This is a genomic window from Dyella soli (genome assembly GCF_054482295.1).
On the sequence record NZ_JBTFFU010000002.1, the window covers coordinates 390,991 to 405,246 of the forward strand.

Consider the following 14,256-nt stretch of genomic DNA (forward strand, 5'->3'; position numbering starts at 1 on the left):
GGGTGCTCGCCTTACGGTGCCATCCGATCCGTCGTCCCGGTGCAGGGCGCGACCCGGTTTCGTCAGTGGTTGGCAGTCGTCTCGTGCGATCCCGCGAGTTTGCCGCCTACGCGGCGGGCGTTTCGATCGCCTGCCGGCGCTCGAGTCACTTTTCTTTTGCTGGCCCAAAAGAAAAGTAACCCAAAGAAAATGGCCTTAAAGGCTGGCAGCACTCTGATGGGATAAGCCCGAACGCTTGAGGGCGGTTGTTGCTTGGCAACCTCCGCCGCGACAGAGCAGGTACACCGTAGCGCTGCGCAACGCGCCGTCGCGAAGAGGACTTAAAGCGGAACGTCGCTACGCCCTCTTGGCTGGAAGCCTTGGATTTCTGCGAGGCACCACACTTCTCCCTCTCCCCGTCGGGGAGAGGGCTGGGGTGAGGGGCGGGTGCTCGCGGTACGTTTGCCTGAGGCGGTGGTTCGCTCGCAGGGAGGGTGAGGCTAGCGTGGCCCCTCACCCCAACCCTTTCCCCGCAGAGGCGAGCGCGTCGACGCGCCCTTACACTTTTCGGTACAGCAGATCCCACACGCCATGGCCGAGCTTCAGCCCGCGCCGCTCGAAATGCGTTTCGATGCGCCATGCGGGTTTTTCAGCGTATTGCCCGGCCGCAATCGCATTGCGCCAGGCGGGCGCGGCTTCCATGACTTCGAGCATGTGCTCGGCGTACGCCTGCCAGTCGGTGGCCAGATGCAGCAGGCCATCGGGTGCCATGCGCGAGGCGAGCAGGGCGACGAATTCGGGCTGGATGATGCGGCGCTTGTTGTGGCGCTTCTTGTGCCACGGGTCGGGAAACCAGATGCGCGCCTCGGCCAGCGTGCCCGGCGCGATCTCATGCTCGAGCACTTCCACCGCGTCGTGCTTGTACAGGCGCACGTTGCCGGCGTCGCGCGCGGCCAGTGCATTCATCAGTCGTCCGACGCCGGGGCCATGGACTTCCACGCCGATGAAGTCGCGTGCCTGGTCGTGTTCGCTGGCCCACGCCAGCGCCTCGCCATTGCCGAAGCCGATCTCCAGCACCAGCGGCGCCGTACGGCCAAAGCGGGCGGCAAAGTCCTGCGTGGTACCGGTGTAGTCGATGCCAAAACGGGCCCAGTGCGCGTCGAACGCGCGTTGCTGCGCCGGCGTCATGCGGCCCTCGCGCAGCACGAAGCTGCGGATGCGCCGCATGTAACCCGGCTGCTGCCCGTCCTGGTCGTGGTCGTGCGTATCGCTCATGCGCTCAATCAGCCGATGGTGCCGTCGATCGGCGACGAGGCCGAGGCGAAACGCTTGCGCGGAATGCGCCCGGCCTTGAATGCCGCGCGCCCCGCCTGGATCGCGAGTCTCATGGCGTGGGCCATCAGCACCGGGTCGCGGGCACCGGCGATGGCGGTGTTCATCAATACGCCGTCGCAGCCCAGCTCCATCGCGATCGCCGCGTCCGAGGCCGTGCCCACGCCAGCGTCGACGATGATCGGCACCTTCGCGTTTTCGATGATTTCCAGCAGGTTGTAGCGGTTCTGGATGCCCAGCCCGGAACCGATCGGCGCGGCCAGCGGCATCACCGCTACGCAGCCGATCTCCTCCAGGCGCCTGGCCAGGATCGGGTCGTCGCTGGTATAGACCATCACGTCGAAGCCATCGGCCACCAGGGTCTCCGCGGCCTTCAGCGTTTCCACCACATCCGGGAACAGCGTGCGCTGGTCGCCGAGCACTTCCAGTTTCACCAGCTTATGGCCGTCCAGCAGCTCGCGCGCAAGCCTGCAGGTGCGCACGGCGTCCACCGCGTTGTAACAGCCGGCGGTGTTGGGCAGCAGGGTGAATTCATCCGGCGGCAGCGCATCGAGCAGGTTGGGCTGGCTGGCGTCCTGGCCGATGTTCACGCGGCGGATCGCCAAGGTGACGATTTCCGCGCCGGCAGCCTGGGTGGCGCGGCGGGTTTCGTCGAAATCCTTGTATTTGCCGGTGCCGGTGAGCAGGCGCGAGCCATAGCTGGTGCCGGCGATGACGAGTGGATCGGCGGAATCGAACGTCTTGGTGTTCATCGTGGGTGTCTTGGGCTGCGGGCGACGCCCGGTCGGCGCCGCGTGGGAGCGGAAAGCGCGGCGATCAACCGCCGCCGATGGCGTGGACGATCTCGACCTGGTCACCCTCGGCCAGCCCGTGGCTGGCGTGCAGGCTGCGCGGGACAATCTCGTGGTTCACTTCGACTGCGACGCGGCGGGTGCCGTAACCGGCTTCCTGCAGCAACTGGGCGACGGTCAGGGCGGGGGCGCAGTCGCGCGGACTGCCATTGAGCGTGATGTGCATCCGAACATTGTAGCGGCTGGCGCCCCGGATGCCGGGGCCGGCAAGAAAAAAGCCCGGCGCGGGCCGGGCTCTTGGGGCTGATGCGAAGGTCGCGTCAGTGTTGATCGTCCTTGTGGGGCGGGCGACGGTCCTCGTGTCCCGATGATTCATGCTGGCCGCCGTTCTGCGCCGGGTGCGGCTGCGGCTGCGGTTGCGGATTGCCGCGGGGCGGTTCGTAGCCCCGCTGCGGTGGCTGATAGCCGCCTTGTGGCGGTTCAAAGCCGCGCGGCTGCGGCACGTTGCGCGGCTCCTGCGGCATGGGCCGTGCGACCGCGTTGTCGCGCTGGAAACGCGGCGAGCTTTCCTGGTTCATCGGGGCGCGGGCGCTTTCCTGCGCGGGCTGCGGCGGCTGCATGGGGCGCGGCTCCTGCATCACCGGGCGTGCCGCGGCGTTGTCGCGCTGGAAGCGCGGCGAGTAGTCCTGATTGACCGCTCCGCGGGCGCGCTCCTGCACGGCGGGCTGGCCCTCCGTCGCGCGCTCAAAACGCGGCGGGTTGGGCAGGGTGCCCGGGCCAGGCTGGTTTCTCGCTGCGCGATCAGACTCGGCGCCTGGGATATAGCTCACCCCCGGCCGCGGCTGGTTGCCGGGAGACGGGCGGTCCGCCGGTGCCGGCCGATCGCCCGTGGCCATGTCGCCACGCGGGCGGGCAAAGCGGGCCGAAGGCAGTTCGCCCGGGCGCATGGCGGGGCGTTCGTTGTCCGACGGCGCGGGCTGGCGCACAGCTGGCGCGGCGAAGGCCCCGCGCTCCTGGGGACTGGAGCGATCGAAGCCCGGCCGGTCACCGGCGCGACCGGCTCCGCCCGGGCGATTGTCCGCCGACGGGCCATTGAGCATGCGCACGTTGGACGGCCCCTGGAAGGCGCGCGGATTGTCCGCCCGGTTGTTCATCGGGCCGCGGCCGGACATGGGCGCGGCCGGCGTACCGCGGGCCACCACCTCGCGCTGGAATCCGCCCGGCGGCAGCCTGCGGGCAGACTCGGCGCGCGGCGGCGCAAAGCTGGCGCGTTCCGGCTGCACGCCTGCGCCACGCGGCATGATGGCCGCCGACGCAAACCGGTGCGGGTCGACCGCGACCATATGGCGCTGCGCGTTGCGCGCCTCGGCGAAATCGCGCCCGGACATGGCGGTGAAGGCGTGCGGCGCCTCGCGGTTGAAATAGCGCTCGTTCGGCATCGGCCGGCCGCCGCGGAAGTAGTTGTAGTGGTTGTTGATGTTGTTGATCACCACGTTGCGGTTTCCGCGCACGTAGATGTTGGTGATGTTGACGTTGGTGTAGTAGCCGCGGCTGGCGTGATACCACGGGTTGTAGACCTCGCCCGGGCCGAGCGGGAACCAGCCCACCGGCGCGCCGCCGACGCCGACGGACACGCCGAATCCGGCGCCGCCGACAAAGGCGACCAGGGCAGGGGCATACACCGGGCGCACGGCGATCGGTCCCGGCACCCAGCCCCAGCGACCGCGCATATAGGCCCAGCGGCCGTAGTGGTACGGCGCAAAGCCCCACGGCGAATCGTCCACCCAGGTCCAGCCCCAGGGCCCGATATAGGCCCAGTGGCCGTTGCGATACGGCGCCCAGTCCGCAGCGACGTTGGACGGATACCAGACCTGTCCGTAGTCGGGTTCGGCCTGCCAGTTGCCGTACTGGTCCAGGTCCTGGTAGCCCACCACGTCGTTGGAGACGTACTGGCCGGCCTGCGGGCGCTCGTAGCGATGGTCGCGGCTGTTGCACCAGGCGTCGAAGTCGTCGCCGCCGTCGACGTCGCTGAGTACGACGTTGTCGAGCGACGCATCGGGAAATTCGTAGCTGCGGCCCGCATTGACGCTGCGCTGCGCGCCGTTCTCGCCGTACACGGTGGCGTGCCCTTCCAGCGCCATCACGCGCGTGGACTTGCCGTTGTCGCTGATATCCACGCGGAACGTGCCGGGCTGGTCCACCACCAGCGCGACCGTAGGCGTGTCGATCTCGTAACTCTGGCCTTCGGCCAGGCCGCGCACGGCGAGGTTGAGCGTGCCCTTGGTGACCTCGACCTGGGTCCGCTGGTCATCGAGGGTCAGGAAGCCGAAGTCCGAATCGTCGGCCATGCGCAGGGTTCCACCGCCCAGTTCGAGCTCGGCGCGCGAGCCCTGCCCGGTGGACAGGCGGTCGCCCGTGGTCAGCGGACGGTTGAGACTGGCATCGCCCCAGTCCTGCGAGCCGGCCGGCAACAGGCCCACATCGCCGCTGCGGTACGACAGGCGCGCCACGCGGGCCGGCGGATCGCCGGCGCCGCCATCGTCCGGGCCCTGGTCCTGCGCCTGCACGAAGCTGCAGACGCCGATCATCAGCGCCGCCGCCAGCCATCGCCAGCCGCGCGGCGACGTGGGGGAAGCAGGAAACACACGCATCGGGTTCTCCGGAGCAAGGCGCGACGATGTCGCGCGGGCGAGTTTGTCAGTCCGTAAAACGTGTGGGAGTACCCGGACGCTGACGGCAGCATTATGAGTACGGGCGTGGCCAAGTGGGCAGGTATTGGCAAGCCTTGTCCACGCGATGATTCAGCGGGCCGCCATGTCCGGTTCATGCCGTGTTCGGCTGCGCGGCCGGTTCCAAAGGCATGCAGTCCCGGGTTACCATCGCCCGGCGTTGCGGGTGTAGCTCAATGGTAGAGCTGTAGCTTCCCAAGCTACTGACGAGGGTTCGATTCCCTTCACCCGCTCCAACTTGCTCCCGACCCCACCGAGCTCCCTTTCACGTAACCCTGCGGCGTGCGCTGAAAATGGCGGATGTGATCACCCTCGGCTGGCGGGAGCGCCTGGCGTTGCCGGCTCTTGGCATCAGCCTGCTCAAGGCCAAACTCGATACCGGCGCGCGCAGCAGTTCGCTGCATGTGGACGCGCTGGAGACGTTCGAGCGCGATGGCGAGACCTGGCTGCGATTCGCGGTGAACGTGGGCGGCCGGCATCGCCTGGGCGTCTCATGCGAAGCGCCGGCGCTGGACCGGAGGGCCGTGACCGACACCGGCGGCCGTCGCACGCTGCGCTGGTTCATTCGCACCGACGTGTGGCTGGCCGGCCAGCGGTTTGCCGTCGACATCAACCTGACCGACCGGCGGCATATGCTGTTTCCCATGCTGCTGGGCCGCACGGCGCTGCACGGCCGGTTTGCCGTCGATCCTGCGCTTTCCTATACACAGCCCCGGCCGGTGACGGCCGGGCAGACGGGTGTTTCATGAAGATTGCCATCCTTTCCCGCAACACCCGCCTTTATTCGACGCAGCGCCTGGTCGACGTTGCACGCGAGCGCGGCCATGTCGTGCGCGTGCTCGACCCCTTGCGCTGCTATGTGCGCATCGCGCCGGGCAACATGTCCATCCGCTACAAGGGCAAGGCGTTGCGTGGCATCGATGCGGTGATTCCCCGCATTGGCGTCACCAGCACGTTCTATGGCACGGCCGTGTTGCGACAGCTCGAGATGATGGGCGTGTACACGCCCAATTCATCCGATGCGGTGTTGCGCGCGCGCGACAAGCTCCGCTCGCTGCAGATGCTCGCTGCCAAGGGGCTGGACATGCCCGCGACGGTATTCGGCGACAACCCCGACGACACCGCCGACGTACTCGCCATGCTTGGCGAGCCGCCGCACGTGATCAAGCTCAACGAGGGCAGCCAGGGCACCGGCGTGGTGCTGGCGGAAAAGAAGAGCGCGTCGCAGAGCGTGATCGAGGCATTCCGTGGGCTCTACGCCAACTTCCTCGTGCAGGAGTTCGTGGCCGAAGCCAAGGGCAGTGACCTGCGTTGCTTCGTGGTCGGCAAGAAGGTCGTCGCCGCCATGCAGCGCGACGCCAGCCCCGGAGAATTTCGCGCCAACCTGCATCGTGGCGGCACCGCCAGCAAGGCCATCCTGAGCCCGGAAGAGCGCCGCATCGCCGTGCAGGCAGCCGGCGCTCTTGGCTTGGGCGTGGCAGGCGTCGACATGCTGCGCTCCAAGCGCGGCCCGCTGATCCTCGAGGTCAATGCCTCGCCGGGCCTGGAGGGCATCGAGGCAGCCACGGGCGTGGATGTGGCCGCGGCGATCATTGCCCTGCTCGAAACGGAGACGGTCCAGGCCGAGGCGGCCCCGCTGCCGCGGCGGCGCGCCACGCGCACGGAGTGATCACCGGACGTGAATATTCCGTGATGACTGGAGACACTTTCCTGCGGCCATCGCGGCACATACCATCGGCCGTTCCTGCGAAGCGTGCCCCAAGGGGGGGTACGGCAGGTCCGGGAGGAAGTACATGAAGCGCAAGCTCTGGTTGCCGCTGGTGGCGGCAATGATGGTTCTGATGCAGGTGGCCGCCGTACAGGCCAAGGAAGCCAAGCCTGATGTGAAGGCCAACACCAAGGACGAATTCGCCGCCGTGGCGGACCATGTGCGCCAGCAGATGACACCGGGCGGGCGTTTCGAGTTCGTTGGCAAGACCGAGCACGAAACGGTCGAGCGCGACCTCAGCAACATGCAGTCGCTCTACGAGAAATTCGGCACCGTCGACGCGATGGATTCCGCCTCCAAGGTGGAGCTGTACAACAACCAGTCGGAAGTCAACGCGATCCTGACCAGGAGCGATGCCAACCGCGAGGTCTGCGAGCAGGTCAAGCCGATGGGATCGAACATTCCCAAGACGGTGTGCCGTACCAACCGTGAAATCCAGCTGGAAAACGGCCAGGCGCAGCGCTACCTGCAGAACAGCAAGCAGGTGCAGAACGCCGTTGGCGGTCATTGAGGACCCGGTCCGGGGTTAACGCCGAAGTGAGTACGGGTTAACCACCCTGTAACCGTGGCACCCCTATAAAGCTTGCACTGCAATTTGCTCGGCACTTCAACCGCAAGGTCTGGTGACAGCAGATTTCGGTATCGGGGCAGTAGCTTGGGCCCAGGCGCACGACGTCAAGTCGATCCGCCTGGGCCTTTTTCTTTGCCCGGCCCGGCCTTATTGGGCCCGGGCCCCCTTTCCCCCGTGCAAGCTTGTTAAGCTTGACACCTCGGCCGGCCATCCGCCGGCTGCGTATGGAGGACGCATGCGCGTACTGGTGATCGAAGACAACAGCGATATCGCGACCAACATCGGCGATTATCTGGAAGATCGTGGGCACGTGGTCGACTTTGCCGGCGATGGCGTGACCGGTCTCCACCTGGCGGTCGTGCACGACTTCGACGTGATCGTGCTTGATCTCACCCTGCCTGGCATGGACGGCCTGGACGTGGCACGCAAGCTTCGCCACGAAGCGCACAAGCAGACGCCCATCCTGATGCTGACCGCGCGCGATGCGCTGGAGCAGAAGCTGACGGGTTTCGAGTCGGGTGCCGACGATTACATGACCAAGCCGTTCGCGCTGCAGGAACTGGCCGCGCGCCTGGAAGTGCTGGCCCGTCGTGGCAAGGGTCCGCAGAGCCGCGTGCTGAAGGTGGGCGATCTCACCTACAACCTGGACACGCTCACGGTCACCCGCGAAGGCAAGTCGATCCAGCTCAACCCGATTGGCCTCAAGCTGTTGCAGGCGTTGATGGAGGCCAGTCCGTCGGTGGTGACGCGCCAGGACCTGGAGCAGCGCGTATGGGGCGAGGAACTGCCCGACAGCGATTCGCTGCGCGTGCACATCCATGGTCTGCGCGCAGCCATCGACAAGCCGTTTGACAAGCCGCTGATCCACACGCGGCACGGCATTGGATATCGGATGGTCGAACCGGATGCGGTCCAGGCGTAAGCTCAGGTTTCGCCTGATCGTTTCATTCGCGCTGTTCGGCTTTGGCCTCAGCGCGCTGTTTGCGTTCGCGGCGCTCAACATCCGCAGTCGCGTGGAAGACCAGCTGGTCAACGCCAGCCTGCTGGACGATGCGCGCTGGGCCAACCAGCAGGCGCACGACCACCCCGGCGCGCCCAGCGGCTCGCGCTTGCTGACCGGCACTGTGCTGAGCGATCGCACGCTCTACAAGGCGCCGCTGTCGTGGCAGAACCTGCCCAACGGTGTCCACGACATCTACGAAGACGACACCGACGGCCAGCGCCATCACTACAAGCTGGCCGTCTTCCACGAAAACGGCATCATCAGCTTCATCCGCTACGACGTGTCGCGCGAGGAGCTGGGCAAGCAGCAGCTGCTGATCAGCGTCATCGGCGCGGTGTTCCTGTTCGGCCTGCTGTCGCTGGCGCTGGGCTTGTGGCTGTCACGCAAGGTGCTCAAGCCGGTCAGCGACCTGGCGCGCCGCCTGCGTGACTTCCGCAAGAACGGCAAGGCCGAGCCGCTGGCACCGCATTTTGCCGACGATGAAGTGGGCGAGCTGGCGCTGGCCCTGGACGAATACTCGTCGCGCCTCACCGCGATGGTCGAGCGCGACCGCGAATTCAATTCCGACGTGAGCCATGAGCTGCGCACGCCGCTGGCGGTCATTTCCAGCACGACGGAACTGCTGCAGGGTTCGCCTGACCTCACCGACAAGCTGCGCGAGCGCCTCAAGCGCATCGAGCGCGCGTCGCGCCAGGCCACCGAGCTGATCGAGGCCTTGCTGTTGCTGTCGCGCGCCGAGCGTCGTGGCCCCACGCGTGGTGAAACCACCGACGTGGGAAAGGTGGCCGGCGACGTGATCGAAAGCCAGCGTCCGCAGATGCGTGACAAGCCGCTGGAAGTGGAGCTGGCGGTCAGGCAGCCGGTCAGCGTGAACGCGCCGGCCTCGGTGCTGTCGGTCGCCCTGACCAACCTGATCGGCAACGCGATCAAGTACACGCTCGAAGGCAATGTGACGGTCGTCGTCAACGACAACCGGATCGAGATCATCGACACGGGTCCGGGCATCAAGCCCGAGGACGCCGAGCGCCTGTTCCAGCGCGGCGTGCGCGGCGAAGGCGCGGGTGGCAGCGGTGCCGGTCTTGGCCTGGCGATCGTGCGCCGGCTGTGCGAACTCTATGGCTGGGACGTGTCGATGCGTCCGCGCACCGACACCAACGGTGCGATCGCCAGCATCGTGTTTTCCTGAGGCGCCCCGGCGCGAGCGTCCTTCGGGCGGTTGCTGCCGGAAGGACGCCTGGCCCGGGTCGGCTCGAGCCCGGGCTTAGAGCGGCTCCAGCCAGCCCCACTGGTCGTTGGTCTTGCCATTGAACAGGCCGAAGAACAGCTCCTGCAGGCGACGCGTGACGCGTCCGGCCTTGCCGCTGCCGATCTGCTTGCCATCCACCGACCGGATCGGGGTGATTTCCGCCGCAGTGCCGCACATCAGCAGCTCATCGGCCAGGTACAGGTATTCGCGCGGGATGTCGCGCTCGATCACCTCGATGCCGTCTTCGCGCGCCAGCGTCTTGAGCGTGTCGCGCGTGATGCCGGCGAGGATCGAGGCGCTGGCAGGCGTGGTGTGCAGCACGCCGTCGAACACCAGGAACAGGTTTTCACCCGCGCCCTCGCTGAGCAGGCCATTGGCGGCCAGGGCGATGCCTTCGCCAAAGCCCAGGCGGCGCGCTTCACGCGCGATCAGCTGGCCCGAAAGGTAATTGCCGCCGGCCTTGGCGCCGGCCGGAATGGTGTTGGGCGCGAAACGCTGCCAGCTCGACACGCAGGCGTCGATGCCATTTTCCAGCGCCTCGGGGCCGAGGTACGGACCCATCGGCCAGGCAGCCACGGCGACATCGATCGGCGTATCGGCGGAGAGGCCGAATCCGCCCAGGCCCCGGTACGCCACCGGGCGCAGGTAGGCTGCGCCCAGGCCATTCTTGCGCACGACCTCGCGACAGGCGACCGTCAGCTCGTCCTGCGAGTAGGGCAGCACCATGTCGTAGATCTTGGCCGACTGGTACAGGCGCTTGAGGTGGTCGGTCAGGCGGAAGATGGCTGCGCCGTCGGGCGTGGCATAGCTGCGGATGCCCTCGAACACCGAAGAACCGTAGTGCAGCGCATGCGCCATCACATGGGTGGTCGCTTCCTGCCAGGGCTTGATGGCACCGTTCTGCCAGATCCAGTCGGGGTACTTCTGCGCCATGTCGGTTCTCCGGAAAAATCGCGACATGATAACCCGGAGTGCCTCAGCTCGGCTTCGCGGCCCGGTCCGGATTCACCATCGGGCAGGTGCGGCCGTTGCAGGCGGGCCCGCGCGGCAGCGTCAATTCCCGCCGTGCAGCCACAGGCAACCGGCACGCCTGACCACGCTGAAGCGGGTTTCGCGCGGCACGCCACTGCCGTCGCCTGCCGCCGTGCGCACGACGATCTCGCGGTCGCCGGCCGGTGGCCGTGGTGCTGCGGGAGGCGCATTGCCGGCTGCCAGCGGCTGGTCCGGGTTCGCGGCATCCCCGCTGGTTGCAGCCTCGGCAGGCTGCGGCTCGTCGGATGATGCCCCGACGTCCAGCAAGGGCTGCTGCATCAGCGTGCTCATGGAACGGATGTCCGCCACCACCGCGTCGCGCCCGTGTCCGCCCCAGAGCATCAAGCCCGCCAGCCGGTTCGGGTTGCGGCTGGCAAAGGCGTCCAGCACGCTCTGCCGCAGCTCGGCCACGCTGGTGGCGCACAGCACCGGCGCAGGCGTTTCGACCAGGGGCATGGAAGCACCCGGCGGCGTGGTGACGGGTGCCGTTGCGCGCGCCGGGGCCACGGGCGTTGCCTGCAATGCCGCGCACGGCTGGTCGGTGAACAGCGGATTGCCATCGGGGCCGATGCAGCGATGAATGCCATCCTGCGCGGCCGCAGCCATCGGCAGAAGCAGCAGCACCAGCCATGCGAGGAAGGGCGAACGAAGCATGGGGCGAGCATACGCCCGCCCCGGCAGGCTAACCGTGCAGCCGGTCGAGAATCGACTGCGTCGCCTTGGCGCGGTTCAAGGTGTAGAAGTGCAGGCCAGGCGCGCCGCCTTCCAGCAGGCGGCGACACAGCTGCGCCACCACGTCGGCGCCCAGTTCACGGATCGACTCGGCATCGTCGCCGTGCGCCTGCATGCGCTTGGCGATCCAGCGCGGGATCTCGGCGCCGCAGCCATCCGAAAAGCGCTTGAGCTGGGTGAAATTGGAGATCGGCATGATGCCCGGCACGATGGGAATGTCGACACCCAGCCGGCGCGCGTCGTCGACAAAACGGAAATAGGCATCGGCGTTGAAGAAATACTGGGTGATCGCGCCATTGGCCCCCGCGTCCACCTTGCTCTTGAAATGCCGCAGGTCGGCGAGCGCGTCGTCCGCCTGGGGATGGATCTCCGGGTAGGCCGCCACCTCGATGTGGAAGTAGTCGCCCGAATGCTGGCGGATAAACGCGACCAGCTCTGCCGCATAGCGGAAATCGCCGGGCGAAGCCATGCCTGAAGGCAGGTCGCCGCGCAGCGCAACGATGCGCTGGTAACCGGCGGCACGGTAGCTGTCCAGCAGCTCCGCCAGCTCGGCGCGCGTGCCGCCGACGCAGGACAGGTGCGGCGCCACGTTCAGACCGTGCCGGCGATGCAGGCGATGCACGGTTTCACTGGTGTAGCTGAGGGTCGAGCCACCGGCGCCAAAGGTCACCGACACGTATTCCGGCGCCAGCGGCTTGAGCAAGGCTGCCACCCGGTCGAGCTGGGCGCGCTGTTCGTCGGTCTTGGGGGGAAAGAACTCAAAGCTGATGGACGGCATCGCAAGGGGTCCCGGACGGTTGGCGGGCCGATTATATATCTCTTTCTCGCGATATAGAGATGTCTCGCCTCTCACCCTTTGACCTGCGACAAACCGCGACAGCCTCCGACCCGACCATCGTTGATCTGGATCAACTGCGGCCGCAGGCCCTCCCCACAGACTTCCCGCCGTTCAGTCAAGCCTGGGAGTGGGCCTCATGGTGGGCGTCGAGGGGAGTTATAGCGACAAGGTCGTACGGCAATTCGCCGTGATGACCGTGGTATGGGGCGTGGTCGGCATGCTGGTCGGGGTGATCATCGCCGCCCAGCTGTACTGGCCGGGCCTCGATTTCGATCTGCCGTGGCTCAGCTACGGACGTCTGCGCCCGCTGCATACCAATGCGGTGATCTTTGCCTTCGGCGGCTCGGCGCTGTTCGCCACCAGCCTCTACACCGTGCAGCGCACCTGCCATGTCCGGCTGATCTCGGACAAGCTGGCCGCGTTCGTGTTCTGGGGCTGGCAACTGGTGATCGTGGCCGCCGCGGTCACGTTGCCAATGGGTCTCACCCAGGGCAAGGAATACGCCGAACTCGAATGGCCGATCGACCTGCTCATCACCGTCGTGTGGGTGGCGTACGGCGTGCTGTTCTTCGGCACCATCGCCAAGCGCAAGGTGAAGCACATCTACGTCGCCAACTGGTTCTACGGCGCGTACATCATCACCATTGCGCTGCTGCACGTGGTCAACAACCTGGCGATTCCGGCCGGCTGGTTCAAGTCGTACTCGATCTACTCGGGTTCGGTCGACGCGATGGTGCAGTGGTGGTACGGCCACAACGCAGTCGGCTTCTTCCTGACCACCGCCTTCCTCGGCATGATGTATTACTTCGTGCCCAAGCAGGCCGGACGTCCCATCTATTCCTATCGACTGTCGATCGTGCACTTCTGGGCGCTGATCGCGGTGTACATGTGGGCCGGTCCCCACCACCTGCAGTACACGGCACTGCCCGACTGGGCGCAGTCGCTGGGCATGGTGTTCTCGCTGGTGCTGCTGGCACCGTCGTGGGGCGGTGCGATCAACGGCATCCTCACGCTGTCGGGCGTGTGGCACAAGCTGCGCACCGACCCGATCCTGAAGTTCCTGATCGTCTCGCTCTCGTTCTACATGATGAGCACGTTCGAGGGACCGATGATGTCGATCAAGACGGTCAACTCGCTCAGTCATTACACCGACTGGACCATCGGCCACGTGCACTCCGGCGCCATCGGCTGGGTCGCGATGATCTCGATCGGCTCCATCTACGCGATGCTGCCGCGCCTGCTGAACCTGTCGAAGATGTATTCGACCAGGTTGATCGACCTGCACTTCTGGCTGCATACGATCGGGCTGGTCGTCTACATCGCGTCGATGTGGATCGCCGGCGTCACCCAGGGCCTGATGTGGCGTGCCACCGATCCCGAGAACGGCACGCTGGTCTACTCGTTCGTCGAAGCACTCAACGCCACCAAGCCGTACTTCCTGTTCCGCCTTGGCGGCGGCCTGATCGTGCTGAGCGGCATGCTGGTGATGGGGTGGAACGTGCTGCGGACCTTCCAGCTTTCCGCCGATAGCACGGCGCTGCAGCCGGTGCTGCCGCCCGACGCTGCCGATGCGCGTGCCTGAGGGAACAGACATGAGCCATATGCACGCAAAGATCGAAAAGAACATCGGCCTGATGGCTATCCTGGTGGCCGTGGCGGTGTCGTTCGGTGGTCTCGCCGAAATCGTGCCGCTGATGTTCCAGGCCGAGACCATCAAGCCGTTGCCGGGCATCAAGCCGTATCCGGCGCTCGAGCTGGCTGGCCGTGACGTCTACATCCGCGAAGGCTGCTACAACTGCCATTCGCAGATGGTGCGCACCTTGCGCTTCGAGACGGAGCGTTACGGTCACTACTCGCTCGCGGGCGAATCGGTGTACGACCATCCGTTCCAGTGGGGCAGCAAGCGTACGGGTCCCGACCTGGCGCGCGTGGGCCTGCGCGGCTACTCCGACGACTGGCACCGGGCTCACCTCAACAACCCGCGCGACGTGGTGCCCGAGTCGAACATGCCGGCCTATCCGTGGCTGGCCAAGGCCACGCTAGACGGCGCGGAAGTTGCCCGGCACATGCGCGCCCTCAAGCGCATCGGCGATCCGTACAGCGATGACGAGATCGCCGCCGCGCCGGCAGCCGTCGAGGGCAAGACGGAGCTGGATGCCGTCGTGGCCTACCTGCAGAGCCTCGGCACGCACGTGTCGCAGGCCGACATGCAGGTTGCAGAGGGGGCCGAGTGAC

General features: G+C 66.6%; 14 protein-coding genes and 1 tRNA gene. 8 read left to right on the forward strand and 7 right to left on the reverse strand.

From position 1 onward, the window contains the following. Window positions 1–537 precede the first annotated feature (537 nt). The 4 genes from trmB to ACXU4B_RS12205 form a co-directional block, all read right to left on the reverse strand. Complete coding sequence (trmB, locus tag ACXU4B_RS12190) at window positions 538–1,254, reverse strand: tRNA (guanosine(46)-N7)-methyltransferase TrmB (protein ID WP_131412167.1); 717 nt, start codon at window positions 1,252–1,254, stop codon at window positions 538–540. Window positions 1,255–1,262: 8 nt separating this feature from the next. Continuing rightward, entirely contained in the window at window positions 1,263–2,063 is an 801-nt protein-coding gene (locus tag ACXU4B_RS12195; RefSeq protein ID WP_131412165.1) for a thiazole synthase, read from the reverse strand. 64 nt (window positions 2,064–2,127) lie between these two features. Then, on the reverse strand, window positions 2,128–2,328 hold the full coding sequence (gene thiS, locus ACXU4B_RS12200) for a sulfur carrier protein ThiS (RefSeq protein WP_131412163.1): 201 nt from the start codon (window positions 2,326–2,328) through the stop codon (window positions 2,128–2,130). 94 nt (window positions 2,329–2,422) lie between these two features. Beyond that, complete coding sequence (locus ACXU4B_RS12205; protein ID WP_131412161.1) at window positions 2,423–4,753, reverse strand: FecR family protein; 2,331 nt, start codon at window positions 4,751–4,753, stop codon at window positions 2,423–2,425. 240 nt (window positions 4,754–4,993) lie between these two features. Between ACXU4B_RS12205 and ACXU4B_RS12210 the strand changes: the two genes are divergently transcribed. The 6 genes from ACXU4B_RS12210 (at window position 4,994) to ACXU4B_RS12235 (ending at window position 9,359) form a co-directional block, all read left to right on the forward strand. Beyond that, window positions 4,994–5,067 (forward strand) — tRNA-Gly (locus tag ACXU4B_RS12210). Window positions 5,068–5,124: 57 nt separating this feature from the next. Beyond that, window positions 5,125–5,580, forward strand: a complete 456-nt coding sequence (locus ACXU4B_RS12215; RefSeq protein ID WP_131412159.1) for an ATP-dependent zinc protease family protein — start codon at window positions 5,125–5,127, stop codon at window positions 5,578–5,580. Further along, complete coding sequence (gene rimK, locus ACXU4B_RS12220; protein WP_131412157.1) at window positions 5,577–6,500, forward strand: 30S ribosomal protein S6--L-glutamate ligase; 924 nt, start codon at window positions 5,577–5,579, stop codon at window positions 6,498–6,500. Before ACXU4B_RS12215 ends, rimK begins: the two co-directional genes overlap by 4 nt. A gap of 124 nt (window positions 6,501–6,624) precedes the next feature. After that, window positions 6,625–7,110 carry a hypothetical protein gene (locus ACXU4B_RS12225; protein WP_131412155.1) on the forward strand — a complete coding sequence of 162 codons (486 nt, stop codon included), beginning with the start codon at window positions 6,625–6,627 and terminating at the stop codon, window positions 7,108–7,110. Window positions 7,111–7,405: 295 nt separating this feature from the next. Further along, window positions 7,406–8,092: a response regulator transcription factor gene (locus ACXU4B_RS12230; protein WP_046972192.1), complete on the forward strand. Its 687-nt coding sequence runs from the start codon at window positions 7,406–7,408 to the stop codon at window positions 8,090–8,092. Beyond that, window positions 8,076–9,359 (forward strand): sensor histidine kinase, encoded by a 1,284-nt coding sequence (locus ACXU4B_RS12235; protein ID WP_131412153.1) that lies wholly within the window; start codon window positions 8,076–8,078, stop codon window positions 9,357–9,359. Before ACXU4B_RS12230 ends, ACXU4B_RS12235 begins: the two co-directional genes overlap by 17 nt. A 75-nt stretch (window positions 9,360–9,434) precedes the next feature. On the opposite strand, the gene ACXU4B_RS12240 is transcribed toward ACXU4B_RS12235, so the two are convergent. From ACXU4B_RS12240 to metF, 3 genes are all read right to left on the reverse strand, one after another. Beyond that, a complete protein-coding gene (locus ACXU4B_RS12240; protein WP_131412151.1) occupies window positions 9,435–10,352 on the reverse strand; it encodes a branched-chain amino acid transaminase in 918 nt (305 codons plus the stop codon). A 120-nt stretch (window positions 10,353–10,472) separates the two neighbouring features. Continuing rightward, window positions 10,473–11,105, reverse strand: a complete 633-nt coding sequence (locus tag ACXU4B_RS12245; RefSeq protein ID WP_131412149.1) for a DUF4124 domain-containing protein — start codon at window positions 11,103–11,105, stop codon at window positions 10,473–10,475. 28 nt (window positions 11,106–11,133) lie between these two features. Further along, the gene (metF, locus tag ACXU4B_RS12250) at window positions 11,134–11,961 is read right to left on the reverse strand and encodes a methylenetetrahydrofolate reductase [NAD(P)H] (protein ID WP_131412147.1); all 828 of its coding nucleotides are present in this window, start codon (window positions 11,959–11,961) and stop codon (window positions 11,134–11,136) included. A 196-nt stretch (window positions 11,962–12,157) separates the two neighbouring features. Between metF and ccoN the strand changes: the two genes are divergently transcribed. Both ccoN and ccoO read left to right on the forward strand, forming a co-directional pair. Further along, complete coding sequence (gene ccoN, locus ACXU4B_RS12255; protein WP_131412145.1) at window positions 12,158–13,603, forward strand: cytochrome-c oxidase, cbb3-type subunit I; 1,446 nt, start codon at window positions 12,158–12,160, stop codon at window positions 13,601–13,603. Window positions 13,604–13,613: 10 nt separating this feature from the next. Beyond that, window positions 13,614–14,255 (forward strand): cytochrome-c oxidase, cbb3-type subunit II, encoded by a 642-nt coding sequence (gene ccoO / locus ACXU4B_RS12260; protein WP_131412143.1) that lies wholly within the window; start codon window positions 13,614–13,616, stop codon window positions 14,253–14,255. The last annotated feature ends 1 nt before the right edge of the window (window position 14,256 follow it).

Excerpts from the sequence above, each read along its gene's own strand:
- ACXU4B_RS12215 (WP_131412159.1), top strand. The coding sequence starts at position 5,125 with ATGGCGGATGTGATCACCCTCGGCTGGCGGGAGCGCCTGGCGTTGCCG.
- ccoN (WP_131412145.1), top strand. The coding sequence starts at position 12,158 with ATGGTGGGCGTCGAGGGGAGTTATAGCGACAAGGTCGTACGGCAATTC.
- ACXU4B_RS12225 (WP_131412155.1), top strand. The coding sequence starts at position 6,625 with ATGAAGCGCAAGCTCTGGTTGCCGCTGGTGGCGGCAATGATGGTTCTG.
- thiS (WP_131412163.1), bottom strand. The coding sequence starts at position 2,328 with ATGCACATCACGCTCAATGGCAGTCCGCGCGACTGCGCCCCCGCCCTG.
- trmB (WP_131412167.1), bottom strand. The coding sequence starts at position 1,254 with ATGAGCGATACGCACGACCACGACCAGGACGGGCAGCAGCCGGGTTAC.
- metF (WP_131412147.1), bottom strand. The coding sequence starts at position 11,961 with ATGCCGTCCATCAGCTTTGAGTTCTTTCCCCCCAAGACCGACGAACAG.
- ccoO (WP_131412143.1), top strand. The coding sequence starts at position 13,614 with ATGAGCCATATGCACGCAAAGATCGAAAAGAACATCGGCCTGATGGCT.
- ACXU4B_RS12230 (WP_046972192.1), top strand. The coding sequence starts at position 7,406 with ATGCGCGTACTGGTGATCGAAGACAACAGCGATATCGCGACCAACATC.
- ACXU4B_RS12205 (WP_131412161.1), bottom strand. The coding sequence starts at position 4,753 with ATGCGTGTGTTTCCTGCTTCCCCCACGTCGCCGCGCGGCTGGCGATGG.
- rimK (WP_131412157.1), top strand. The coding sequence starts at position 5,577 with ATGAAGATTGCCATCCTTTCCCGCAACACCCGCCTTTATTCGACGCAG.
- ACXU4B_RS12195 (WP_131412165.1), bottom strand. The coding sequence starts at position 2,063 with ATGAACACCAAGACGTTCGATTCCGCCGATCCACTCGTCATCGCCGGC.
- ACXU4B_RS12245 (WP_131412149.1), bottom strand. The coding sequence starts at position 11,105 with ATGCTTCGTTCGCCCTTCCTCGCATGGCTGGTGCTGCTGCTTCTGCCG.
- ACXU4B_RS12240 (WP_131412151.1), bottom strand. The coding sequence starts at position 10,352 with ATGGCGCAGAAGTACCCCGACTGGATCTGGCAGAACGGTGCCATCAAG.
- ACXU4B_RS12235 (WP_131412153.1), top strand. The coding sequence starts at position 8,076 with ATGCGGTCCAGGCGTAAGCTCAGGTTTCGCCTGATCGTTTCATTCGCG.